Source organism: Pseudomonas sp. B21-028, from assembly GCF_024749045.1.
Taxonomy (GTDB): Bacteria; Pseudomonadota; Gammaproteobacteria; order Pseudomonadales; family Pseudomonadaceae; genus Aquipseudomonas.
Genome location: NZ_CP087184.1, coordinates 4,344,215 through 4,365,540, shown reverse-complemented (window position 1 = coordinate 4,365,540; position 21,326 = coordinate 4,344,215). Strand labels below are relative to the sequence as shown.

The window sequence follows — 21,326 nt, the reverse complement described above, 5'->3', positions numbered from 1 at the left end:
GTATGGGGGCTCTGACGAAAGCTGAGATGGCGGAACGTCTGTATGAGGAGCTGGGCCTGAATAAACGGGAGGCCAAAGAACTGGTCGAACTGTTTTTCGAAGAAATCAGGCACGCTCTCGAAGACAACGAACAGGTCAAATTGTCCGGTTTCGGCAATTTCGACCTTCGGGACAAACGCCAGCGGCCTGGCCGCAATCCGAAAACGGGAGAAGAAATCCCGATCACGGCTCGCCGTGTGGTCACCTTTCGTCCAGGGCAGAAGTTGAAGGCCCGAGTTGAGGCTTATGCTGGAACCAAGTCATAACGACGAGCTACCCGTCATCCCGGGCAAACGCTACTTCACCATTGGTGAAGTCAGCGAGCTGTGTGCGGTAAAACCACACGTGCTGCGCTATTGGGAGCAGGAGTTTCCTCAACTCAACCCGGTCAAGCGCCGCGGAAACCGCCGGTACTATCAACGACAAGACGTGTTGATGATCCGGCAGATCCGCGCGCTGCTGTATGATCAGGGCTTCACCATCGGCGGCGCGCGCCTGCGCCTCTCCGGTGACGAGGCCAAAGACGATACCACCCAGTACAAACAGATGATCCGCCAGATGATTGCCGAGCTCGAAGATGTGCTGGTGGTGCTCAAGAAATAAAATTCTGCTTTTAAATACTTCCAGTTTTCAAAAGCTTGCGTTATATTCCTGAGCGTTCCGCTGAGAAGCGGAACAAGATTCACGCCTAGTCGGGGCGTAGCGCAGTCCGGTAGCGCACTAGCATGGGGTGCTAGGGGTCGAGTGTTCGAATCACTCCGTCCCGACCATATTTTTCAATGATTAAGGCCAATGTTCACAGCATTGGCCTTTTTCATGTGCGTGAAATTTGTGTGCCTTCTCGATTTTTCACGCTGTTTTCTCTTCAACATCATCAACGCCGGCCCCCAGGAGTCGGTGCTGATATCTTCTTTGTCGCCATAATGAAGATCTACCTCAGAGTGAAGTAACGATCGCCTGAGGCAAAGCGTCGCGCTCGGCGAAGATGCTTACCGCTAGCGTCAACTCACCTCCACAACCGCATCAAACTTCGCCCGAGCCGCCTCCACCTCTGGCAATTGATCAAGCGTCCACTTATGCAGTTCACGAAGCGGCTCTTGTAAGGTTCGCCCCAGTGGGGTGATCTCGTACTGCACCGCCACGGGCGAGAACGAAATGACCTTGCGCGAGACGAGACCATTGCGTTCCAGCCGTCGCAGGCACTGGGTAAGCGCTTTTTGCGTGACACCTTCCAAGCGGCGCTTGATGGCATTGAAGCGATGCGGCCCGTCATCGAGCACCGCCAGGACCATCATTGACCACTTATCTGCAATCTGGTCGAACAGTGCCCGGCTTGGGCACTCCGACGAGAAACATTGCGGCTTCAATTCCAGCATCGAGGTTTCCTCAAAGATACCTAGGCGACTCTAGGTGCCTAATTGACATTTGGTTTACAAAATATACTTATGTGACTTCCAAAAGCAAACGGAGTCCATCCAATGTCGAACCTTGATACCAGCATTTTATTCCGTCCTTTTTCCATCCGGTCGCTTGAACTGAAAAACCGGATTGTCATGGCGCCGATGACTCGGCAGTTTTCGCCGGAAGGGGTGCCCGGTGAGGGGAGCGCTGCGTATTACCGGCGGCGGGCTGAGGGCAGGGTTGGGTTGATCTTGTCCGAAGGGACCGTCGTTGATCGTCCTGCTGCACGTAACGATTCCAACATCCCTTTTTTTCATGGCGACGCCGCGCTGGCCGGATGGAAGAACGTGATCGATGCCGTTCACCAGGCAGGTGGCCGTATGGGGCCGCAGATCTGGCACACCGGTGCCGTGCGCAACGTCAACGGTTGGGAGCCCTCTGCGCCCGTCGAAAGCCCATCCGGTCTCGATTCGCCGAATGACCCGCGTGGTGTGTCCATGAGCGAAGAGGACATCGCAGATACGGTTGCGGCATTCGCCAGGGCAGCGGCGGATGCCAAGCGCCTGGGTTTCGACACGGTGGAGATCCATGGGGCTCATGGTTATTTGATCGATCAGTTCTTCTGGTCCGGTACCAATCAGCGCACTGATCGCTACGGCGGACCGACGATCAAGGAGCGCTCCCGTTTTGCTGCTGAGATCGTGTCGGGCGTTCGCCATGCGGTCGGACCCGAATTCCCGATCATCATGCGGGTTAGCCAGTGGAAGCAGCAGGACTTTGGCGTACGTCTCGCTGAAACCCCGGCCTTGATGGAAGACTGGCTGCTGCCGTTGGTCGAGGCGGGTGTCGATGTTCTGCATTGCTCGCAGCGGCGCTTCTGGGAAGCCGAGTTTCCCGAAATCGACGGTGAGAACGGGTTGAACTGCGCGGGCTGGGCGAAGAAGGTCACCGGTGCCACAACCATCAGTGTCGGTTCGGTTGGGCTGGATAATGATGTCACCAACGCTTTCGCCGGCATGGGATCAACCCCTGCGAGTCTGGATCGACTGGTCGAGCGCATGGAGCGCGAAGAATTTGATTTGATCGCTGTGGGACGTGTTCTGCTGAGTGACAAGGATTGGGTCGCCAAAGTGGAAAATGCCGATTACGCCGATCTGAAGGGCTTCAATCCGGTCTCTTTGGCCGAGTTGGTTTAAGCCTTATTGCAAAGAGGACAGTAAACCGGGCTTTGCCGTAATGCTGCTCACTTAGGATTTGCCCGGTTCATTGTGGCGAGGGGATTTATCCCCACAGGGCTGCGAAGCAGCCCCAAAGCCCTGCGACTCGGTGTATCAGACGGATTGAGTTGCCTGTGTAGGGGGCTGCTTCGCAGCCCAGCGGGGATAAATCCCCTCGCCACAGGTTCATCGCTTCTCTTAAGTAAGCAGCATTATGGGCTCTGGCCGGGCCTTTCTGAGCAGGCATTCAGCGCGAATCAACCTCTTCCGAGATCTCGAGGGCTGATCTTGCCTTGCGTCTCCGGATCCAGCCAAGGAAGGTGTGAACCGGGTGTAGCACGGCTGCAAGCAAGCACAGCAGCAATATGACGAACATCAAAATCAAAGGGGTGCTTTCGTGCGAGAACATGGTGGGTACTCCTGTAGTCACTATGTTGTAACCCGCAGGGTAGACGCGTTTGATCATGATTGGGATGAACGTATGTTCATCCTCGGGAGCTTGAATTGTGCTACGGCAGAGCCTGCGTAAATGGTCGATTCCGGTTCGAAAAACCTGTCGCGACCTGTAACGAAGTTCACGAAACGGCGTGATAAAGTGCGCACGTTTTGGCCGACAGATGGCCTGAGTTCTACGATCAAGGAGCGTTTGAATGTCGTTGTTAAGGATGTCCACACTTTCACTGTGCTTGGCAGGTTTCGGGTTTGCTGGCGGCGTTTTCGCGAATCAGCAGGATGAAAAGCATCAGGGCTTGGTCGCCTTGGTTGCCATGGAGCAGGTGTGCAACAAAACCAACCCTGGCCTGAAGGGTGACGTGGAGAATGCCATGGCCTCTGATCCCAGGATCGACGAGGCGACCAAGGCGGAAGTCAGGAAGATAAAGTCCGATCCGGCTTATAAGTTTCAAGTGATGGGCATGGCGAATAACCTCGCCAACTCGCCGCTGGCCGGCACAGCGCAGGGTATGTGCAAGGATTATGCGCCGAAGTAGTCCGGTGCATCCGCGGCCTATTCCGCTATCAACAACAATGACTGTGGCACCGGGCTCTGCGGATGTTGCGGTTCCTGCAGGCCTGTCAGCCGAAAGCCCGCCATGTCCAGGGCATTGAACCAGCTAGGCAGGGTGCGCAGGTACCACGGCATCGGTTGCCACTGCCCCTTGAAGCCTTCAAAGCGTTCCTGCCGCCAGCCATCCTGATAGTCGCCCGCGGCGGCGACCCACGGATGCAAGGTCTGGATCACCAGGGCGCCGCCAGGGACGAGCAGGGCCTTCAGGGCGACGAGCAGGGGAATGATGTCCTGGTGCAGCAGGGCGAAGTTGGCACAGATCAGGTCGTAGTCGTTGCCGATATCCACCTTCGCCTGAACCAGCGCTTCATAGCTGGCCAGATGCACGAGTGAAGAGCCGGCCGCCCGTGCGGACTCTACCAGCGTGGCATCGCCATCCACCCCAACCGTCTGGATACCCCGTCCAGCCAGGGCACGCAGTAACCAGCCTTCACCGCAGCCCAGGTCGAGCACGCGCTCGGGTTGGCGACCGAGTATTGCCAGCAGGATGGCCTGGTCGGTGACTTCGCGCCGGCTTTCGATGGCGCCGGCGCGGACGGCATCGATCCAGGCCTGGGCGTTGTGGTGCCAGCTTTGAAGGAGTTCTGATTCGTGGGTGGGCATGTCAGTGTCCGGTGGAAGCCTGAATACAAGAATAGAGTACGTTCCCCAGTCGCTTTATCTTGGTTCGGCTGCACTTCGCCCGTCATGTCGACAAAATGTACTTCGGTGTACATTCTTGGGGCGGCAGGGTACATTCAACTCACGTTTTTTGAATAAGGTGAGCGAGATGTCCCAATTGGGGAAGGCCCGTGGCAAGGCCCAGGACACCGGTTGGCGCGGGTCGCCGGAGGGCTGGCTGGAGGCCGCCTACGATGCTTTGAAGGAGTCGGGTATCGATGCGGTCCGGGTCATGCCGCTCGCCAAGCGCCTGGGGTTGTCGCGAACCAGTTTCTACTGGTTTTTCGAGGACCGTGAACAATTGTTGGCCGCTTTGCTTTCCCGTTGGCGCGAGACCAACACGGGGGGCTTGATCCGGCAGAGCGAAAGCTATGCGGAGAGCATTTCCGAAGCGATCCTGAATGTGTTCGAGTGTTGGCTCAACCTGCGATTGTTCGATTCGCAATTCGAATTTGCCGTGCGCAGTTGGGCGCTGCAGTCGGCTGAGGTGGCCCAGGAGGTCGCTACCGTGGACGAACAGCGGATCAGCGCCCTGGCGAGCATGTTCAAGCGGTTTGGCTATGACAGCCAGGGTGCCGATACCCGCGCCCGTACGATTTACCTGACCCAGATCGGCTATATCAGCATGAACACCAGTGAGCTGATCACCACGCGCTTCCAGCGTATTCCTCATTACGTCAGCATTTTCACCGGCAAGGTTCCCAAGCAACGCGAGCTGGATCGCTTCTATGGGAAGTTTGGCTATGCCGAAAAAGAACCTGGGATTTTCGTTCCCTTGACGGACACGTTCGATGAAGGTGCTGGCGATGATCAATGAGACTCTGGGGATCATCGGTGGCACCGGCTGGTTGGGCGGGGCAATCGTCAAGGCGCTGCTGGAGCAGGAGCTGGTGCCGGCGGGTAACCTGGTCATTTCCAACCGCTCCGGTAGCCACCCATTGGCCCGGCAAGGCGTTTGCCTGGCTACGGACAACCAGGCGCTGGTAGCGCGCAGCGACGTGGTCATCTTCGCGGTACGCCCCGAACATTTCGCCAGCCTGGACATCGACGCGACGGGCAAGACCGTCGTTTCCCTGATGGCCGGAATCACGGCGCAGGCGATTGCCGCGCAGACCTCGGCTTCGACAATCGTGCGGGCGATGCCCAACGCGGCGGTGGAAATCCGGCAATCCTTTACGCCATGGTTTTGCTGGGGAGAGGTGAGTGAGGCGACGAAGGAGCTGATGCAGCGGTTGTTCGAGTCGGTGGGCACTGCGGCTGAGGTCCGGGAAGAAAGCTTCATCGACTACCTGTCTGCGCTGTCGGGCACCGGTCCTGCCTTGCCGGCCTTGCTGATGATGGCGTTGACCAACCAGGCGGTGGCCGCCGGCCTGCCTGCCGATATTGCGCAATTGGCTGCAAGGAACGTCGTGGTCAACAGCAGCCAGCTCCTGCGAAACCACGATGCACTGGAGATGATCGAGGCCTTGGTCGCCTATCGAGGCGTCACGGCCGCAGCATTGCAATCAATGATCGACAGTCGCTTCGAGGAGCACGTCGGCCGGGCATTGCAAGCCGGCGCTGCGGTTGCCCGCAAAGGGCTTCATGCCTGATAGGAACAACACCGCTTTGCGTGGCGAGGGAGCTTGCTTCCCGCTGGAATGCGCAGCAGGCCCCCGGCGCCTGGCGCCAGGGGCATGATGTTCAAATGTCCTTGAGCAACCGCAGCGCATCGTAGATGGCGGCATGGGTATTACGCGCCGACACGGCGTCGCCAATCCGGAACAACTGGAAACGGCCCTCGGGGTTGGTCACGATGTTCTGAGTTTTCCCGGCGATCAGATCATGCTGTTCCACCGCACCGTTGTTGCGCGAATGGGGACGCAGCTCAAAGTACAGATCGTCGAGGGGCAGGGTGCCGTGATTGATCACCACCTGATCGACCACCCGCTGTTTGTGCACCTGACCATAATCGCTGCCGAAGTTCGCCACCAGTTGCCCATCGCGTTTCTCCACCGAGTCGACCCGATAGGTAACGGTAAAGGTGACGTTCAGGTCTTGCAGGCTGCGCATGTAGGGCACCAGGTTCATCGCCATCACCTCGGGCGCGAACGAGCGGTCTGGTGTGACGATCTCCAGTTTCGCCCCGCTGTGGGCGATGACCTCGGCCGCTTGTAGCGCCGCGTGGTCGCCCGCGTCGTCAAAGATCAGCACGTTCTGGCCGGGTTTCACGTCGCCGGAAATGATGTCCCAGGTCGACACCACCAGTTCGTTGCCGTGCTCGAGCACTTCGGTGTGCGGCAAGCCGCCGGTGGCGACGATTACCACATCCGGGTTTTCCGCCAGCACCGTCTCGGCCTCGGCCCAGGTGTTGAAACGGAATTTCACGCCCAGCCGTTCGCATTGCGCCATGCGCCAGTCGATGATGCTGATCATCTCGCGCCGCCGCTCGCTCTGCGCCGTCAGACGGATCTGGCCGCCGGGTTGATCGGCGACTTCAAACACCGTGACGTCGTGGCCGCGTTCGCCGGCGACCCGCGCCGCTTCCAGCCCCGCCGGACCGGTGCCGATCACCACCACTTTGCGCTTGAGCGGCGCCTTGGAGATCTCGTGGGGCATGGTGGTTTCGCGCCCTGTGGCGGCGTTGTGGATGCAGTACGCCGCGCCACCCTGGTAGATGCGATCCAGGCAGTAGTTGGCGCCTACGCAGGGGCGGATTTCTTCTTCGCGCTTCTCGATGATCTTGCGCACGATGTGCGGGTCGGTCATGTGCGCCCGGGTCATGCCGATCATGTCCACCTTGCCGGAGGCGATGGCATGACGCGCCGTGGCAACGTCGGGAATCTTCGCGGCATGGAAGGTGGGGAAGCCGGTGGCCGAACGGATCTCGCCGGCAAAATCCAGGTGCGGGGAATTGCGCATGCCCTGGATTGGAATCACATCGGTGAGGCCGGCATCGGTGTCGATGTGGCCGCGAACGACGTTGAGGAAGTCGACCAGGCCGCTGTCCTTGAGCATGTGCGAGATCCGGATGCCGTCGCTCGCACCGAAACCGCCGGGCAAGTCTTCATCGCCGGTGTAGCGCACCCCCAGCAGGAAATCCTCGCCGCAGCGCTGACGGATGCCGCGCAGGACGTCGAAGGTAAAGCGCAACCGGTTCTCCAGCGAACCGCCATAGGGGCCGTCGAGGTCGTTGGTCAGTGGCGACCAGAACTGATCCATGAGGTGTCCGTAGGCCTGCAGTTCCAAACCATCCAGCCCGGCGGCCTTCATGCGTTCGGCGGCATCCACATAGTCCTTGATGATGCGGTCGATGTCCCAGTCTTCCAGCTTTTTCGGAAAAGAGCGGTGCGACGCTTCCCGACGGTGTGAAGGCGAGACCACGGGTAGCCAGTCAGCCTTGTCCCACCGCGTACGCCGCCCCAAGTGGGTCAGTTGAATCATCACCGCCGCGCCATGCTCGTGGCATTCGTCGGTCAGGTCCTTCATCCATTTGACCACTTCATCCTTGTACGCCAGCACGTTGTTGAACACCGGCGGGCTGTCGCGGGAAACCGCGGCGGAGCCGGCGGTCATGGTCAGCGCCACGCCGGCCTTTGCCCGTTCAACGTGGTACGCCCGATACAGGTCCTTCGGCATGCCGTCGACAGGGTAGGCCGGCTCATGGGAGGTGGTCATGATCCGGTTCTTGAGAGTCAGGTGTTTGATCTTATAGGGCTGCAGCAAGGGGTCGCTGGACATGGTGTTGCGCTCCGGGAACAGAACATCAGGCTGGGTTTTGACATAACCGTATGTTCAATGTTCATCTGTGTCAACGTTACGTGACACATGTGTACATTTCTCTTGCGTGGCAAAAAAACCGGGACTAGTATCGGTTCGCAACCCGGTCGAACGACCTGAATGCGCGAATCATTTGCATAACTAGATCCAAGCGTTCCCTCGGAGGCACAGGACCACTGCGCTTCATGAGGGAGCATTAGTCTTTCTGCTGCCCTGCCAATAACTATTAATACAGACGCGGAGATGCATCATGATGACGTTGTTCAGCAAAACGAATATCGGATGGCTCGCCGGCCTGGCGATGGCGTCCAGTTGCCTGATGGCCCAAGCCGAGGAACCCACACCCATCCGGATTGGATGGGTGAACTGGTCGGATACGGAAATCGCTGTAAAGCTGGCAGACACGGCACTGCGGGACCATCTGAAACAGCCGGTCAAATTGGTTTTGGCCGATATCGGCATCCAGTTCCAGGCGTTGGCGAACGGCAGTATCGACCTGATTCCGATGGTCTGGCTGCCGAGCACCCACAAGTCTTTTTATGACAAGTACAAGGACAAGCTTGAAGACCTCGGCTCACTGTACGAAGGGCGAATCGGCATGGCGGTGCCGACGTCCATTCCGACCAGTGAGCTCGCCAGTGTCGAAGACCTCAACAAGCCCGAAGTGCGGGAAAAACTCGGCGGCAAGATCCTCACCTCCGAAGTCGGTAATGGTCAGTACAAACTCACGGAGAAAGCCATCCAGGAGTACAAGCTCGATGGCTACAAGATGGTCGCCTCCTCCGAATCCGGCATGCTGAGTGAGCTGGATCGTAATCTCAAGCGTGACAAATGGTCGTTGATCAATGCCTGGAGTCCACACTGGATGTTCTCCAAGTGGTCGCTGCGCTACCTGGATGACCCGAAGCAGATTTTCGGTGGCGCCGAACAGATCCACGCGGTTGCCCGCAAAGGGTTCAGCGCCGAACATCCCGACGTTGCCCGGTTCTTCGCCAACTTCAAGATCCCACAGGCCGATCTTGAGAAGTTGATGGCGACTGCCCGTGACAGTTCTGCCGACAAGGTGGTGGCTGAATACTATGCTGCCAACAAGCCGCGTTTCGAGGCGATGTTCGGCAATCAAACGGCCGCTGCAACAACTGCTCAGCCCTGACGGCGATGGTCCCCCATACTTGCAAACCGAATCAGTCTTCCGGTGGCGCTGCTGGGTGAGTTGAGCAGTTGTTAATCCACTGCAGAGTCGGGCTCAGGAAGGAATGGATACGATGGCGTTATTGTTGAATGCGGATCTCATTGAAAGCGCGCGGTTACTCCAGCGATCGCTGTATAAGATACTGTTGAATAGCGCGTGCCCTGACGCACAGGTTCATGCCGCTTCCATCGACCAGGCTCAATGGACGACCAAGCACCTGTGGGATGAGTCGAATGCGCTGCCAAGGTGCCTGCTACCGGACTTGTCCCAGGCGGTCGATGCAGCACCGAGGACCCACGAAGATCTGGACGCTGTGATAGGGGCGCTAAGTCCCTTGTTGCCCCATCTAACCTGGATCAAGCGCCAGGCCCAGGCGGGCCAGGACGATTCGTTCGTACAGAGACACCGTCATGGAATGATCACCGGCCCGGCGGGATTGTTTGAGTGTCCCTCTTTGACCTTGGGGTTGGCGCTCATGGCACCGCAGACCTGCTACCCCTTCCACCAACATCCTCCAGCCGAGTTCTACCTCGTACTTTCGCCAGGCGAATGGTACCGGGAGGACGTCGGCTGGTGGAGCCCGGGAGCAGGCGGCATCGTGTTCAATCCCCCATCGTGCATCCATGCGATGAGGTCGATGAACGTGCCGCTCCTGGCGCTTTGGGGGTTGATTCATTAATGCTTCGATGCAGACGAGGCGGGGCAGTTGCAATCAGTTTGACCGTTGAGCCGTCCCTGGCTCGTTCAGGCGATCTTGTTTAGAACTTGAATCGTCCGACCAAGCCCCTCAGTTGACCGGAGATGTCCGTCAGGCGGCCCGAACCGGTCTGCGCCGAGTGGGCAAACTCCTCGACCAGCTGCGCATCGGCGTGGATCTGCGCGATGTGCCGGTTGATGTCTTCGGCCACCTGGTGCTGTTCCTCGGCGGCGGTGGCGATCTGGGTGTTCTGGTCGCGGATCGAGTCCACCGAGTTGCGGATCTTGTCGAAGCTGTCGCGAGCCTGCTGGATACGTTCCACGCTGGTTTGCGACACTTGCAGGCTGCTCTGCATCTGTTGGGTCACTTCCTGGGTACGGCGGGCCAGGTTACCGAGCAGGCTGTCGATCTCACCGGTGGAATCGGCGGTGCGCCGTGCCAGGGCTCGCACTTCATCGGCCACGACGGCGAATCCGCGACCCTGATCACCGGCGCGCGCGGCTTCGATGGCGGCGTTGAGGGCCAACAGGTTGGTCTGCTCGGCAATCGAGCGGATGGTGTCGAGGATGGTGTTGATGTTCTTGCTGTCCTGCTCAAGGGCCTGCATGGTCTGGGTCGACTGCTGCAGGTCTTCGCTCAGTTTCAGCACGCTGCCGGTCGCTTCTCCGATGTGGTGCTGGCCGTCGTGCACGTCACGGTAGCCGGTGTCCGCGCTGGTGGCGGCCTGACTGCAGGAGCGGGCGACTTCGTTGGCGGTCGCGACCATTTCGTTGAAGGCGGTACTGACCAGTTCCACTGCCTGGCGCTGGCGACCGGCGGCTTCGTTCATGTTGGTGGCAACTTCGCTGGTGTCGGCCGCAGCGCTTTGCAAGTCGGAGGAGGCGCTGCCGATTCGCTGTACCAACTGCGCAATCATGCCCAGGAACTGGTTGAACCAGCTTGCCAGGGTGGCCGTTTCGTCCTTGCCTTGTACGGAGAGTTGACGGGTGAGGTCGCCTTCGCCTTCGGCGATTTCCTGCAAGCCGCTTGCAACGCCGCGAATAGGTCGCACGATGACGCTGGCAAAGCTTGCGCCGACCACGGCGAAGATCACTGCCAGTACTGCAGCGATAATGGCGATCAACCAGGTCAGGCTGGAGGCTGCGGCCATGACTTCGTCGCTCTTGATCAGGCCGATGAAGCGCCAGCCCAGGCTCTTGGAGGTCACGATGTTGACCATGTAGGAGACGCCATCGATCTCGACCTGGGTCATGCCATCGCTGCTCTTGGCCAGCGCGGCATAGTTGGGGCCGAGGTCGGCGAGGGGTTTGAAGTTGTGCTTGGCATCGCTGGCGTCGACCAGGACGTTACCGTTCCCCTCGACCAGAATGAGGTAGCCGCTTTCGCCCAGTTTGATGTTCTTGACCAGTTCGGTCAGTTGCTTGAGCGACACGTCGAGGCCGACGACGCCCACCAGTTTACCGGCGGCGTCGGATACCGTGTGGACGATGCCGATCAGCGATATATCATCCGGCGCCCAGTAATAGGCGTCTGTACGCGCAGTCACGCCAGGCGAGGCGATGGCGGTCTTGTACCAGGGGCGCACGCGTGGATCATAGTTGGATACCTTGGGGTCATCAGGCCAGCTGGCATAGCCGCCATCGGCAAGGCCCACAGAAAGATAGGCGGTGGTCGGATGGCTCTTGGCGAAGCGGTCGAAGATATCCAGGATCTGTTTATTGGTTTCCGGGAGTGGCGTCTGTGCAGCGTCGGCGGAGGAGTAATTTTTCAGGTCCTTGGCCGCCACGATCCGTGGGTCCTTGGCGAAGAATTCGACGTTCTGGCTGATGCCATCGAAGAACGTCTTCATGCCATTGTCGATCTGACGGATTTCCCGGCCGCTGCTGTCGAGGAAGTTGGTTTTCGCCGCGTCCCGCAGGTTCAGCACGACGAGCACTGCCACCAAGATGACCGGAAGGCAGGCGATGGTCGCGAACGCCCATGTCAGCTTCTGTTTGATATTCATGACTTCTCCCGCGGGTTTTATAAGTGTTGGGTCGGCGGAAACAATGGCGGTGCGCGTTGTGCGTGCTGGAAGGGAAAGCGCCCCTGTCTACGTTCAGTCTATCGACTAAAGGTGTACAGACTTTAGAGCGGAAGGCATTTAAGGCGCAGTGATTGCTGGCCACGTCGCTAATCCACACGATAGCGACGTTCCCCATACCATGGCCGCTTGCCCGAGATGCGAGAGTGACGCCAGTCTGATCGTTTTCAGGAAGAGGCCCTATGCCAAGCGCATTCGAGAGCGTACTTAAAAACAAGAACATGGCGTATCGGCCACTCGGCTCGCCGGGGGTTGATCAGGCGCCGACTCGTGTCGCGTTCGTGTTGATGGATAATTTCTCGATGATGTCCTTCACCGGCGCGGTGGACGCTCTGGTGACGGCCAACCTGATGTGTGACATGCCCCTCTACGAGATCCTGACGGTAGGGGTGTCGGGGAGCCAGGTGACGAGTGACCTGGGGATTGTCATTTCCACCGATATCGAACTGGCTCAGTTGCCTGAAAACCAGGACATTCTCATCGTCGCCGGCGGCTTTCGCGTGAAGCTGCAAGGTGTGCCCCTGCTGCGGCGCAAGCTGCGCGCCAATGCGGCATATGGGGCGATATTGGGAGGGCTGTGGAATGGCGTGTTCTTTGTCGCCGATGCGAGCCTGCTGGACGGTTTCGAATGTGCCGTCCACCCGGAAAGCCGTGCGATGATGATGGAGGTCTTCCCCCATGTGAGGGTGTCGAGCCGAGCTTATGTCGTCGATCGCGGACGGGTCAGTTGCGCCGGTGCGAACAGTTCGCTGCGCATGATGCTCCAGTTGATCCGCCAGACGGGAGGGGAGGCCCTGGTGGGGGCCATCGAGGAAATTCTGCGGTGTGACGAATCGGGCGACGCATCGGATTTGCCGCCGGTCTTCGTCGAGACGGACCCGAGGCTGCCGGAAAGCCTCAAGCTGGCGCTGGAGTTGATGTGGCAGAACATCGAAGAACCGTTGACCATCGATGAGCTGGCGGCGTGCGTCAAGATTTCCAAGCGCCAGCTGGAACGGCGCTTCTGCAGCTTTCTCGGAGCGACCCCGACGCGTTACTACCTGGAGTTGCGCCTGACCCGGGCGCGCCAGCTCATCCAGCAGACCAATCGATCGATGACGGAAGTTGCCGTGGCGACGGGTTTCGTCAGCTCCCCGCATTTCCAGCGGCGTTTCCGGGATTTTTTCGGCGTTCCGCCTGGCAGCTATCGTTCGACGTTTGGGCGAAAGCAAGCGTCGGGATGAGTGTTCTTTGGAGGGTTTAAACCGGACTCGCGCTCATCGGGTCGCGCGAGCCCGGTCTTGGGCTCAGGCCTTGCGCGTTTTCTGGACCATATACAGGATGATGCAGCCTGTAGCGCACAGCCAGATAATCGAACCGGCGGCAGCGACTATCAATGAGAGGTCGGAGTCGTAATCGATCATGCCGGGAACCGCATAGACAAACCAAGTCAGCGTGACAAGGACGAAAGCCAACAGCGTCATCAGAAACTCGAATATCTTTTTTGCGTGCATAAGTGTCTTCCACCCGCCGGTAAAGGGCGAGTACTTCAGGTTGTCGGTCAGGTACCTCTTTCTGTCTGCGCAGAAATAAAGGGGCTCAGCAGTGGAAGGCGAGTCGCCGCAAGGCTTCGTCACCCCCCCTATGCAGACATTCCATGTCCGAGAACTTCACTCAGCAGTGGCATTCGCCCGAAGGCGAAGTGTGACGCGGCATTGGGATCAGGTTCTATCGTCCGGTTGTTCTTCGGCAGGCGGGTTGTCGGTTTGCGAGGCGGTCAGGGTCGTGCCTTTGCACAAAACCTTGCTCACTTCATCGGCAATGGAACCTTCAACGATTCGCCCTTGCATCTGGTCGAGTTGGGCTTTTTCCACACCCTCCAGGCTGTTGTACATCCCCATGTGGCGAACACTGCGATTGGCACAGTCGAGTTCAACCTTTGTATAACTGGTGAAATAAACACCTTCCCTTTGCACGATGGCCTGAATGGCGGAACCGCTTTCAGCAAACGAAACAAGGGAATACTCGGCATCCGAATCATCGTAGCCGTACTGGATTTTTTGCACGTCCGCTGTCGCATGACACGCTACGCAAAGAGCAACGAGGGAGATAACCGTTTTCATGCTTTCTTCCATGAATAAGCAAGCCAGGAGGTTAGTGGCCAAGTGAGATCATTGTGCTTGGCTCGTAACATTGAGTCAACATTCCACAGAGACCGTCACGTCGACCGTTGGTCGGGCGACCTCATTTTGTCGGAACTTTCGAAGCTTGTCCTTATTTTGCGAAAAAATCCTACATCACCGCTCTTTCTCGATACTGATGGCCCACGAAAGTCTTATCGGCAACGGGCATGAAAACGTGAGGCCTGATCATTGTTGAAAGCGAGCCGGAAGGCTCGATGGGGCAACCAGGCCTCAGGTTCCGGGGGAGGGGGCGCCGCGGGTTACCCCGCGGGACAATCATGGTATTTGTGGCAGTTCCCTGGGTTGCAGATCGAACACCAGCACTTCGGCGTCCTGGCCATTGCTCAATGTCAGTACCTGTTCTTCCCGCACCCGCACGCCATCACCTTCCTGTAACGACACGCCATTGAGCTCGACGTTGCCCCGGGCGACATGCACATAGGCATAGCGATGGGGTGCCAATGTCAGGGTGGCGCTTTCGTTGCCATCGAACAGTCCGGCATAGACCCGTGCGTCCTGGCGCACCTCCAGGGAGCCGTCGGCGCCGTCCGGCGAGATGATCAATTGCAGGCGACCGCGTTTCTGCCCGGTGCTGAAATGCTCCTGTTGGTAGCGTGGCTTGGCACCGCTGACATTCGGCACGATCCAGATTTGCAGGAAGTGCACCGGCTCGTCCGCGCTGTGGTTGAACTCGCTGTGGGCCACGCCACTGCCTGCGCTCATCAGTTGCACATCGCCTGGGCGAATGACCGAGCCCGTACCCAGGGTGTCCTTGTGTTCCAGCGCGCCTTCGAGCACATAGGAGAAGATCTCCATGTCCCGGTGGGGGTGCTGGCCGAAGCCCTTGGCGGCGGCGACCCGGTCATCGTTGATGACCAACAGATCGGAAAAGCCTTGTTGATTGAGGTCACGGTAATTGGCGAAGGAAAAGGTGTGGAACGAGGTCAGCCAGCCGTGACGGGCGATTCCGCGGTCCGCAGCTTTGCGAAGGGTCAGCATGGTAGTTCTCCTGGTTCAGTGGGCGACGGCTTTGGCCGTTCGCCGGGGACAGAAGAAGGTTAATGGTTATGCCAATATTCAATAAGTAGATGAAAGATGAAAGACTGTCGCCTATAAGTGGACAATAAACGAAACCTACCGGCCAGTGCATCCCGTTGCCATAATGTCGAAGTTGCGCCTGAGGCCACATCGGACCTGTGGGAGCGAGCCTGCTCGCGATAGCGTTGATACAGTCGACATCCTGCAAGCTGACCCACCGCTATCGCGAGCAGGCTCGCTCCCACAGGTTTTATCAGGCGGGCTTGCTGCGTTCCTCTGGATTCTTTGGCGTGTTAATTGATGAAAACCATTGCAATGGTGCTGTTCCCGGATTTTCTGCTACTCGACATGGCCGGGCCGATGGAGGTGTTTTCCATTGCCAACCGCTATCTTGAGCCGGACCAACGCTACCAATTGCTGACCCTGGGCACTGAGCGTGGCGCGTTGCGCGCGTCCAACGGCGTGGCGGTAGAAGCCGACATGCACATCGACCAGGCCTGGGCCGCCTATGATGTATTGCTGGTGCCGGGCGGACCGGGAGCCTACAACGATCGGCATCCGGGGTTGCACACCTGGCTGCGGGCCGCGACGCAACGGGCCACGCGCTATGGCTCCATCTGCACTGGGGCCTTTGTGCTGGGTGAGGCGGGATTGCTCGACGGATATCGCGTCACCACGCACTGGCATTACACCGAACGCCTGATCCGGCGTTTTCCCAAGGCACTGGTGGAAACCGACAAGATCTTCCTGCAGGACCGGCGCCTGTTCACCTCCGGCGGCGTCACCGCCGGCATTGACCTGGCATTGGCCATCGTCGCCCAGGATCATGGCCGCAAAGTGGCGCTGGATGTGGCCAAGGTATTGCTGGTGGTCATGAAGCGCCAGGGCGGGCAAGCCCAGTTCAGTCCCCTGGTGGCGGCGGTGGCGTCCCAGGAGTCGGCCATCACCCGGGTACAACACTATGTGATGGAGCACCTGGAAGAGCCATTCACCGTCGAGCGCATGGCGACGCTGGCATCCATGAGCCCACGGCATTTCGCCCGGATGTTCGCCCGGGAAGTGACGATGACGCCGATGGAGTTCTTGCAAGGTGCCCGTATCGATCGGGCTCGTCAGTTGCTGGAAAGCACCGACTTGCCCCTCAAAACCGTGGCGTTTCGCAGCGGGTTCGGCAGCGTCCGGCACATGCGCTCGCTGTTCAGCGAAAAACTCGGTCTGACTCCCGTGCAGTATCGCCAGCAGTTCAGTTGAGCCTCCGGTGTCCGTCCAGGGCACCGTGATGTCCGTCATGCGTCCTGTGCCAGCATTGTTCTCCGGTCGTGGACTGCCAAGATAGCGACGAACCCTCTGGATAGGATGCAAAAGAGCCGGGGCAGACGCGTTCGATGACCGCGACGCCATGTCCACACCGGTTCTTTGGCGCTGAATCACCATGAACAGTTTCGTCAAACCCGATACCGAACCGGCGGTGGGCTTCGGTCCGTTTGCCTTCTACCGGCAGCAGCGACTGGTCACCCAAGACGGCGAACCCCTCGCCTTGGGTGGGCGGGCGCTGGACGTTCTCCAGGTACTGGTGGATCACGCCGGCAGCTATATCAGCAAGCAAGCGCTGATAGCCGGGGTCTGGCCGGACAGTGTCGTGGAAGACATCAACCTGCGGGTGCACATTGCGGCGTTGCGTCGGGCGTTCGGTGACGGGCGGGACGGATGCCGGTACATCCTCAATGACCCGCGGCGTGGCTATTGCTTTGCCGCGCCCCTGGCTTCGTCCATACGCGAGAAACACAATCTGCCTGCACGGCTGAGCTCGGTGATCGGCCGCGATAAAGTGCTGGGCCGGTTGCTGGCGGAGGTATCGCGCCGGCGCCTGACCACCGTGACCGGCCCCGGTGGTATCGGCAAGTCCACCGTGGTGCTGCGGGTCGCGGAGCTGTTGCTGGAACACTTTGACGACGGTGCATGGTTCGTCGATCTGGCGGCCATCACCGAGCCTTGCCAGCTACGGGCACGGATTGCTTGCGCGCTGGGCCTGGAGCCCGACGCCTTGAGCGGGCAACTCGAACGCCGGCGGATGCTGTTGGTGCTAGACGGTTGTGAGCACCTGCTCGAGGCCTGTCGTGAGCTGGCCCTGACGCTGCGGGCGTCGGCACCGGGCGTATCGCTGTTGTTGAGCAGCCACGAGCCGCTGAACCTCGCCGATGAACATATCGTGCAACTGCCAGGCCTGACGGTGGCATCGCCCCTTGAGCCCGAGCACCAATTACTGGCATGCCCGGCGGTGCAGTTGCTGGTCGAGCGGGTCGGCGCCCGGCAGCAAGGTTTCAAACCCAGCGACCGCGAGCTGGTGGCGATTGCGCAAATCTGTCAGCGCCTGGACGGTTTGCCGCTGGCCCTGGAACTGGCGGCGGCCCAGGTCAGTGCCTTGGGCGTGGCGGGAGTACTGGAGCAACTGGACGTTGGGCTTTCACTCCTGAGCTTTGGCCGGCGCACGGCCGTACCCCGTCACCGGAGCCTGGAGGCCTTGCTGGACTGGAGTTTCGAGCGTTTGAGTGTCGCCGAGCAGGTGGTGTTCCAGCGCCTCGCGGTGTTCGAGCGGCCTTTTACTACCAAAGCGGCCATTGCGGTGATCAGTTGCCCGGAACTGGGTGTCGGGCAGTTGCCCTGGTTGCTGTCACGGTTGGCCAGCCAGTCCCTGTTGAGGGTCGAACAATGCGCCAGTGGAGTGCGTTTCCACTGGCTCCATACCACGCGTGCCTATGCCGAGGAGAAACTGCGATGCAGCGGCCAATGGCATTTGTATCATCGGCGTTATGTATTGCAGAACGCGTGGAAGCCTGCCCATTCAAGCCCCGTACTGTCGAGACAGGCTGTGGAGCAGCGCATCGGCCTCCACTAGGTCCGGCGTATCGAAGCCTTCGGTGAAGCGTCGATAGACCGGCTCGAGCAACGCCTGTGCGGCCTGTTCCCGGCCCTGACGTTGCCATAGCCGCGCCAGGGTGGTGGCGCTGCGCAGTTCCCAGGCCAGGGCACCCTGACTGCGGGCCACCTCCAGGGCGGTCACCAATTGTTCCTCGGCGCTGTCGTCAAGGGTGGGGTCGTTGCCTGCCAGTAAGGCCTGCGCCCCGGCCCGCAGGATCTCGGCGGTGCACCAGCCCGCGGCGCCGCTGCGGGCGCGATCGAGTTGCCCTGGGCTGACCTGATCGGCCCGCAGGGTCACGACAATATCCTGGATCAGCCCGTTGACCGGATTCGCCTCGAGGGGGGCGTCATTGAACGCACCGTCGTAGTGACGGGCCCAGTCATGAAACAGCAGTACCGAATGTTTCTTGGCCTGGTATCGCAACATGTCGAGCCTTTCCGCCGCGACTGAATGATCGCCGTTGTAGCGCGCAATCACGCAGCCGGCCAACGCGAGGGTGTAGCAGATCGAGGTGCCGTGGTTGATCTGCAAGGCAATCTGCAGAGCCAGATTGGCCGCTCGCCGGGCTTTTTCGGCAAAGCCTTGCAGCCAGAGTATGCGTGCCAATATGGTCAGCGACGCCACGCTCTGGTCGTATTGCACGCCGAAACCGTGGGTGAAACGGCTGAGGTGACCGCTCTGGGCCAGACGCTGGATGACCTGTTCGGCGTCTTGTCGGGCGGCGCCCTGGTCGCCGGCAAAATGCAGCGCCAGCACTCGCAAGCGTTGGGCACTCAAGGACAAGAGTGGGTCGCTCTGGGTGCCCAGCCGGTCGAAATCCTGGCTCTGTTCCAGTGCCTGCTGGTAATGGCCGCAACTGAGGTTGACGGCCATGTGCCCCGACACCGCCCGGAGCTCGCCGGCGCGGTTCTGACAGTGTTGTGCCAGCTGCCGAGCGGTGACGAAGGCTCGGATCGTGGCCGGCGTACCGCCCTCGGTATGGTAGTTGAAACTGGCATGGGCCAACTCCAGGGCGAGGCTCAGCCTGGGGCATGGCGACGGAGTGGCCCGCAGCAATTGCAGCGCTTTGCTGACATAAAGCCCATGCTCCTTGAGCAACGACAGCTCTTGCCAGAGGGGCAGGGTGCTCGCGGTCAAGCGGATGGCCACCTGATGGGCGCCATGCAGGCCCAATCCCCGGTCGAGGGCGGCACGGATGTCATCGCGATAAGCGGCGTAGCGCGTGATCCACACTGGCGTGGCGATGTTTTCCCAATCCTGCTCGGCTTGCTCCATCAGCGCCAGGCAGCGCTCGGCATGGCGTTCCTGGCTGGCTGCCAGTTCGCCAGCTTCAACCAGTTTCTCCAGGGCGTAGCCGCGGGTGGTGTCCAGCAGGCGATAGCGCACCTCTTCATCGCCAACCTCGACGTTGAGCAGGGACTTGGCGACCAATTGGCTGATCGACACCAGCACCTGGTCGGGCGCGACATGGGGACCGATGATCACCGCGGCGGCCGACGCCAGGTTGAAGCTGCCCATGAACATCGACAGCCGCCGCAGGCAGATCTGCTCGCACACGGTGAGCAGTGCGAAGCTCCAATCCAGCGTTGCGCGCAGGGTTTGCTGGCGCGGCGCAACGTCGCTGTCGTTGTGGAGCAGGGCGACGCTGTCTTGCAGTTGCCGGTGAAGCGCCTCCAGCCCGAAGCGGCCCACTTGCGCGGCGGCCAGCTCGATGGCCAGGGGAACCCCGTCCAGTCGCTGGCAGATGTCCGCCACCAGAGGCACCTCGCGGTCGGTCAGTTCGAAGTCGTCATGGCTGGCCATCGCCCGCTCGGCGAACAGTTGCAGGGCCGGGTATTCGAGGGCCGGGTAACCTTCGATGGGCGTCTCCCGGGGCGGGAAGGCCAGGGCATCCAGGTGCTGGACGTGTTCGCCCTCGGCTCGCAGGCCTTCACGGCTGGTCGCCAGGATATGCAGGTGCGGGGCGCCGCGCAGGAGGGTTTCGCAGAGCTGGGCGACGGCGTCGATCAGATGTTCGCAGTTATCGATCACCAGCAACAGATGCCGGTCCTTGAGCTGTCGGGCAATGGTCGCCAGCGGATCGCTGTCCGGCTGCGGCAGGTCCAGCAGCGCGCACAGGTCCGGGGCGATCATGGCCGGATCGTTGAGCAATGACAGGTCCAGCAGATAAGTGCCGTCGCGGTAGTGATCGATCAGCCGCTCGGCGACCCGCAAGGCCACGGTGGTTTTGCCGATGCCGCCGGTCCCGACCAGGGTGATGAAGCGTTTGCGCGGCAGCTGGGCCACCAGGCTTTCCACTACCGCCTGGCGTCCGATCATCCGGTTACGACGCGGCGGCAGGTTGTGGGCCGGTGACGCGGGCGCAATCTCCGCCATGGGTACGAGGGGCTCGGTCGACACTGGCGCGACAAAACTGTAGCCGCGCTGCGCCACGGTGACGATGTAGCGCTGCCCGGCCTGACCATCCCCCAGCGCCTTGCGCAGTGCCGCGACATGCACCCGCAGGTTGGTGTCTTCCACGACACTTCTGGGCCAGACACGGGCGATCAGCTGTTGCTTGCTCACCACTTCTCCGGCGTGCTCGAGCAGCATCAGCAGTATCTCGACCGCCCGTCGCCCCAGGCGCAACGGCTGTCCGCCTTCCAGCACCAGGCGCTGGCGAGGATGGACGTGGTAAGGGCCGAAATGCACCGTCTGTTCGACGGGCAGGGCGGTGGGGTGGTTCATCGTGTTCTCAATGTCTGGTCAGGTGCAGGAGGCATATCCGAGTATGTTCCTCAGGTTTGGCTTCAGGTGCAACGGTTTAGAGCCCTCTCCCATAGCCAGCAGTGAATCCCTGTGGCGAGGGGATTCATCCCCGCTGGGCTGCGAAGCAGCCCCAAACGCTTAATGCTCATAAAAAACTGACACACCGAAGCGCCAGTCTTGGGGCCGCTTCGCAGCCCAGCGGGGCGGTGCGACGTTTCGCTAAATCCCCTCGCCACAAAAAGCACCGCAGTCCTGTCCTCAATCAAAAAATTAACAACGTTTAACTCACGCATACACCCCCTCTGACCGGACCATGAAGACCTTCATCCCTCTCAAGGAAGTCA

20 protein-coding genes, 1 tRNA gene and 1 pseudogene are annotated in these 21,326 nt (G+C 60.0%); 12 read left to right on the top strand and 10 right to left on the bottom strand.

Going from position 1 to position 21,326, the window contains the following annotated elements:
- Positions 1–2: 2 nt before the first annotated feature.
- The 3 genes from ihfA (at position 3) to LOY35_RS18425 (ending at position 809) form a co-directional block, all read left to right on the top strand.
- Positions 3–305, top strand: a complete 303-nt coding sequence (ihfA, locus tag LOY35_RS18435) for an integration host factor subunit alpha (protein ID WP_002553164.1) — start codon at positions 3–5, stop codon at positions 303–305.
- Positions 286–642 carry a MerR family transcriptional regulator gene (locus LOY35_RS18430; protein ID WP_003179985.1) on the top strand — a complete coding sequence of 119 codons (357 nt, stop codon included), beginning with the start codon at positions 286–288 and terminating at the stop codon, positions 640–642. Before ihfA ends, LOY35_RS18430 begins: the two co-directional genes overlap by 20 nt.
- 90 nt (positions 643–732) lie before the next feature.
- Positions 733–809: transfer RNA gene (locus tag LOY35_RS18425), tRNA-Pro, on the top strand.
- A 231-nt stretch (positions 810–1,040) separates the two neighbouring features.
- On the opposite strand, the gene LOY35_RS18420 is transcribed toward LOY35_RS18425, so the two are convergent.
- The gene (locus tag LOY35_RS18420) at positions 1,041–1,415 is read right to left on the bottom strand and encodes a helix-turn-helix domain-containing protein (protein ID WP_258625505.1); all 375 of its coding nucleotides are present in this window, start codon (positions 1,413–1,415) and stop codon (positions 1,041–1,043) included.
- A gap of 102 nt (positions 1,416–1,517) precedes the next feature.
- Between LOY35_RS18420 and LOY35_RS18415 the strand changes: the two genes are divergently transcribed.
- Positions 1,518–2,636 carry an NADH:flavin oxidoreductase gene (locus LOY35_RS18415; protein ID WP_258625502.1) on the top strand — a complete coding sequence of 373 codons (1,119 nt, stop codon included), beginning with the start codon at positions 1,518–1,520 and terminating at the stop codon, positions 2,634–2,636.
- 268 nt (positions 2,637–2,904) lie between these two features.
- Here the strand turns inward: LOY35_RS18415 and LOY35_RS18410 are convergent, their stop codons facing one another.
- A complete protein-coding gene (locus LOY35_RS18410; protein WP_258625500.1) occupies positions 2,905–3,066 on the bottom strand; it encodes a hypothetical protein in 162 nt (53 codons plus the stop codon).
- Positions 3,067–3,307: 241 nt separating this feature from the next.
- On the opposite strand from LOY35_RS18410, the gene LOY35_RS18405 reads away from it, so the two are divergent.
- Positions 3,308–3,646: a hypothetical protein gene (locus tag LOY35_RS18405; protein WP_258625496.1), complete on the top strand. Its 339-nt coding sequence runs from the start codon at positions 3,308–3,310 to the stop codon at positions 3,644–3,646.
- 17 nt (positions 3,647–3,663) lie between these two features.
- On the opposite strand, the gene LOY35_RS18400 is transcribed toward LOY35_RS18405, so the two are convergent.
- Positions 3,664–4,326, bottom strand: a complete 663-nt coding sequence (locus LOY35_RS18400; protein ID WP_258625494.1) for a bifunctional 2-polyprenyl-6-hydroxyphenol methylase/3-demethylubiquinol 3-O-methyltransferase UbiG — start codon at positions 4,324–4,326, stop codon at positions 3,664–3,666.
- Between the two features lie 166 nt (positions 4,327–4,492).
- Here LOY35_RS18400 and LOY35_RS18395 point away from each other — a divergent pair, with 166 nt between their 5' ends.
- Together LOY35_RS18395 and LOY35_RS18390 are read left to right on the top strand one after the other, a co-directional pair.
- Positions 4,493–5,200 carry a TetR/AcrR family transcriptional regulator gene (locus LOY35_RS18395; RefSeq protein WP_258625492.1) on the top strand — a complete coding sequence of 236 codons (708 nt, stop codon included), beginning with the start codon at positions 4,493–4,495 and terminating at the stop codon, positions 5,198–5,200.
- Positions 5,190–5,975 (top strand): pyrroline-5-carboxylate reductase, encoded by a 786-nt coding sequence (locus LOY35_RS18390; protein WP_258625491.1) that lies wholly within the window; start codon positions 5,190–5,192, stop codon positions 5,973–5,975. The genes LOY35_RS18395 and LOY35_RS18390 overlap by 11 nt, the downstream gene beginning before the upstream one ends.
- 91 nt (positions 5,976–6,066) lie before the next feature.
- Here LOY35_RS18390 and LOY35_RS18385 read toward each other — a convergent pair whose 3' ends face one another.
- Positions 6,067–8,103: an NADH:flavin oxidoreductase gene (locus tag LOY35_RS18385; protein WP_258625489.1), complete on the bottom strand. Its 2,037-nt coding sequence runs from the start codon at positions 8,101–8,103 to the stop codon at positions 6,067–6,069.
- A 289-nt stretch (positions 8,104–8,392) separates the two neighbouring features.
- Here LOY35_RS18385 and LOY35_RS18380 point away from each other — a divergent pair, with 289 nt between their 5' ends.
- Together LOY35_RS18380 and LOY35_RS18375 are read left to right on the top strand one after the other, a co-directional pair.
- Entirely contained in the window at positions 8,393–9,295 is a 903-nt protein-coding gene (locus LOY35_RS18380) for a glycine betaine ABC transporter substrate-binding protein (RefSeq protein WP_258625486.1), read from the top strand.
- A 112-nt stretch (positions 9,296–9,407) separates the two neighbouring features.
- A complete protein-coding gene (locus tag LOY35_RS18375) occupies positions 9,408–10,013 on the top strand; it encodes a dimethylsulfoniopropionate lyase (protein WP_258625481.1) in 606 nt (201 codons plus the stop codon).
- Positions 10,014–10,092: 79 nt separating this feature from the next.
- On the opposite strand, the gene LOY35_RS28640 is transcribed toward LOY35_RS18375, so the two are convergent.
- Positions 10,093–10,860: a methyl-accepting chemotaxis protein gene (locus LOY35_RS28640; RefSeq protein ID WP_370444541.1), complete on the bottom strand. Its 768-nt coding sequence runs from the start codon at positions 10,858–10,860 to the stop codon at positions 10,093–10,095.
- A 93-nt stretch (positions 10,861–10,953) separates the two neighbouring features.
- Positions 10,954–12,036, bottom strand: a pseudogene (locus LOY35_RS28635) (cache domain-containing protein); the annotation flags it as partial.
- A 260-nt stretch (positions 12,037–12,296) separates the two neighbouring features.
- Here LOY35_RS28635 and LOY35_RS18365 point away from each other — a divergent pair.
- The gene (locus LOY35_RS18365; protein WP_258625476.1) at positions 12,297–13,337 is read left to right on the top strand and encodes a GlxA family transcriptional regulator; all 1,041 of its coding nucleotides are present in this window, start codon (positions 12,297–12,299) and stop codon (positions 13,335–13,337) included.
- A gap of 63 nt (positions 13,338–13,400) precedes the next feature.
- Here the strand turns inward: LOY35_RS18365 and LOY35_RS18360 are convergent, their stop codons facing one another.
- From LOY35_RS18360 to LOY35_RS18350, 3 genes are all read right to left on the bottom strand, one after another.
- Positions 13,401–13,607, bottom strand: a complete 207-nt coding sequence (locus LOY35_RS18360; protein WP_258625474.1) for a hypothetical protein — start codon at positions 13,605–13,607, stop codon at positions 13,401–13,403.
- Positions 13,608–13,814: 207 nt separating this feature from the next.
- Positions 13,815–14,216: a hypothetical protein gene (locus LOY35_RS18355; protein WP_258625471.1), complete on the bottom strand. Its 402-nt coding sequence runs from the start codon at positions 14,214–14,216 to the stop codon at positions 13,815–13,817.
- Positions 14,217–14,552: 336 nt separating this feature from the next.
- Positions 14,553–15,275 carry a pirin family protein gene (locus LOY35_RS18350; protein WP_258625469.1) on the bottom strand — a complete coding sequence of 241 codons (723 nt, stop codon included), beginning with the start codon at positions 15,273–15,275 and terminating at the stop codon, positions 14,553–14,555.
- A gap of 339 nt (positions 15,276–15,614) precedes the next feature.
- On the opposite strand from LOY35_RS18350, the gene LOY35_RS18345 reads away from it, so the two are divergent.
- Both LOY35_RS18345 and LOY35_RS18340 read left to right on the top strand, forming a co-directional pair.
- The gene (locus tag LOY35_RS18345; protein ID WP_258625466.1) at positions 15,615–16,565 is read left to right on the top strand and encodes a GlxA family transcriptional regulator; all 951 of its coding nucleotides are present in this window, start codon (positions 15,615–15,617) and stop codon (positions 16,563–16,565) included.
- 181 nt (positions 16,566–16,746) lie between these two features.
- Positions 16,747–18,210, top strand: a complete 1,464-nt coding sequence (locus LOY35_RS18340) for a helix-turn-helix transcriptional regulator (RefSeq protein ID WP_258625464.1) — start codon at positions 16,747–16,749, stop codon at positions 18,208–18,210.
- Here the strand turns inward: LOY35_RS18340 and LOY35_RS18335 are convergent.
- Positions 18,157–20,961 carry a helix-turn-helix transcriptional regulator gene (locus LOY35_RS18335; protein WP_258625462.1) on the bottom strand — a complete coding sequence of 935 codons (2,805 nt, stop codon included), beginning with the start codon at positions 20,959–20,961 and terminating at the stop codon, positions 18,157–18,159. The two genes, LOY35_RS18340 and LOY35_RS18335, sit on opposite strands and share 54 nt — an antisense overlap.
- Between the last annotated feature and the right edge of the window lie 365 nt (positions 20,962–21,326).

Coding starts and splice junctions, on each gene's coding strand:
- LOY35_RS28640 (WP_370444541.1), bottom strand. CDS start 10,860: ATGAACGAAGCCGCCGGTCGCCAGCGCCAGGCAGTGGAACTGGTCAGT.
- LOY35_RS18420 (WP_258625505.1), bottom strand. CDS start 1,415: ATGCTGGAATTGAAGCCGCAATGTTTCTCGTCGGAGTGCCCAAGCCGG.
- LOY35_RS18405 (WP_258625496.1), top strand. CDS start 3,308: ATGTCGTTGTTAAGGATGTCCACACTTTCACTGTGCTTGGCAGGTTTC.
- LOY35_RS18410 (WP_258625500.1), bottom strand. CDS start 3,066: ATGTTCTCGCACGAAAGCACCCCTTTGATTTTGATGTTCGTCATATTG.
- LOY35_RS18355 (WP_258625471.1), bottom strand. CDS start 14,216: ATGAAAACGGTTATCTCCCTCGTTGCTCTTTGCGTAGCGTGTCATGCG.
- LOY35_RS18375 (WP_258625481.1), top strand. CDS start 9,408: ATGGCGTTATTGTTGAATGCGGATCTCATTGAAAGCGCGCGGTTACTC.
- LOY35_RS18345 (WP_258625466.1), top strand. CDS start 15,615: ATGAAAACCATTGCAATGGTGCTGTTCCCGGATTTTCTGCTACTCGAC.
- LOY35_RS18395 (WP_258625492.1), top strand. CDS start 4,493: ATGTCCCAATTGGGGAAGGCCCGTGGCAAGGCCCAGGACACCGGTTGG.
- LOY35_RS18350 (WP_258625469.1), bottom strand. CDS start 15,275: ATGCTGACCCTTCGCAAAGCTGCGGACCGCGGAATCGCCCGTCACGGC.
- LOY35_RS18365 (WP_258625476.1), top strand. CDS start 12,297: ATGCCAAGCGCATTCGAGAGCGTACTTAAAAACAAGAACATGGCGTAT.
- LOY35_RS18385 (WP_258625489.1), bottom strand. CDS start 8,103: ATGTCCAGCGACCCCTTGCTGCAGCCCTATAAGATCAAACACCTGACT.
- LOY35_RS18335 (WP_258625462.1), bottom strand. CDS start 20,961: ATGAACCACCCCACCGCCCTGCCCGTCGAACAGACGGTGCATTTCGGC.
- LOY35_RS18360 (WP_258625474.1), bottom strand. CDS start 13,607: ATGCACGCAAAAAAGATATTCGAGTTTCTGATGACGCTGTTGGCTTTC.
- ihfA (WP_002553164.1), top strand. CDS start 3: ATGGGGGCTCTGACGAAAGCTGAGATGGCGGAACGTCTGTATGAGGAG.
- LOY35_RS18340 (WP_258625464.1), top strand. CDS start 16,747: ATGAACAGTTTCGTCAAACCCGATACCGAACCGGCGGTGGGCTTCGGT.
- LOY35_RS18415 (WP_258625502.1), top strand. CDS start 1,518: ATGTCGAACCTTGATACCAGCATTTTATTCCGTCCTTTTTCCATCCGG.
- LOY35_RS18430 (WP_003179985.1), top strand. CDS start 286: ATGCTGGAACCAAGTCATAACGACGAGCTACCCGTCATCCCGGGCAAA.
- LOY35_RS18380 (WP_258625486.1), top strand. CDS start 8,393: ATGATGACGTTGTTCAGCAAAACGAATATCGGATGGCTCGCCGGCCTG.
- LOY35_RS18390 (WP_258625491.1), top strand. CDS start 5,190: ATGATCAATGAGACTCTGGGGATCATCGGTGGCACCGGCTGGTTGGGC.
- LOY35_RS18400 (WP_258625494.1), bottom strand. CDS start 4,326: ATGCCCACCCACGAATCAGAACTCCTTCAAAGCTGGCACCACAACGCC.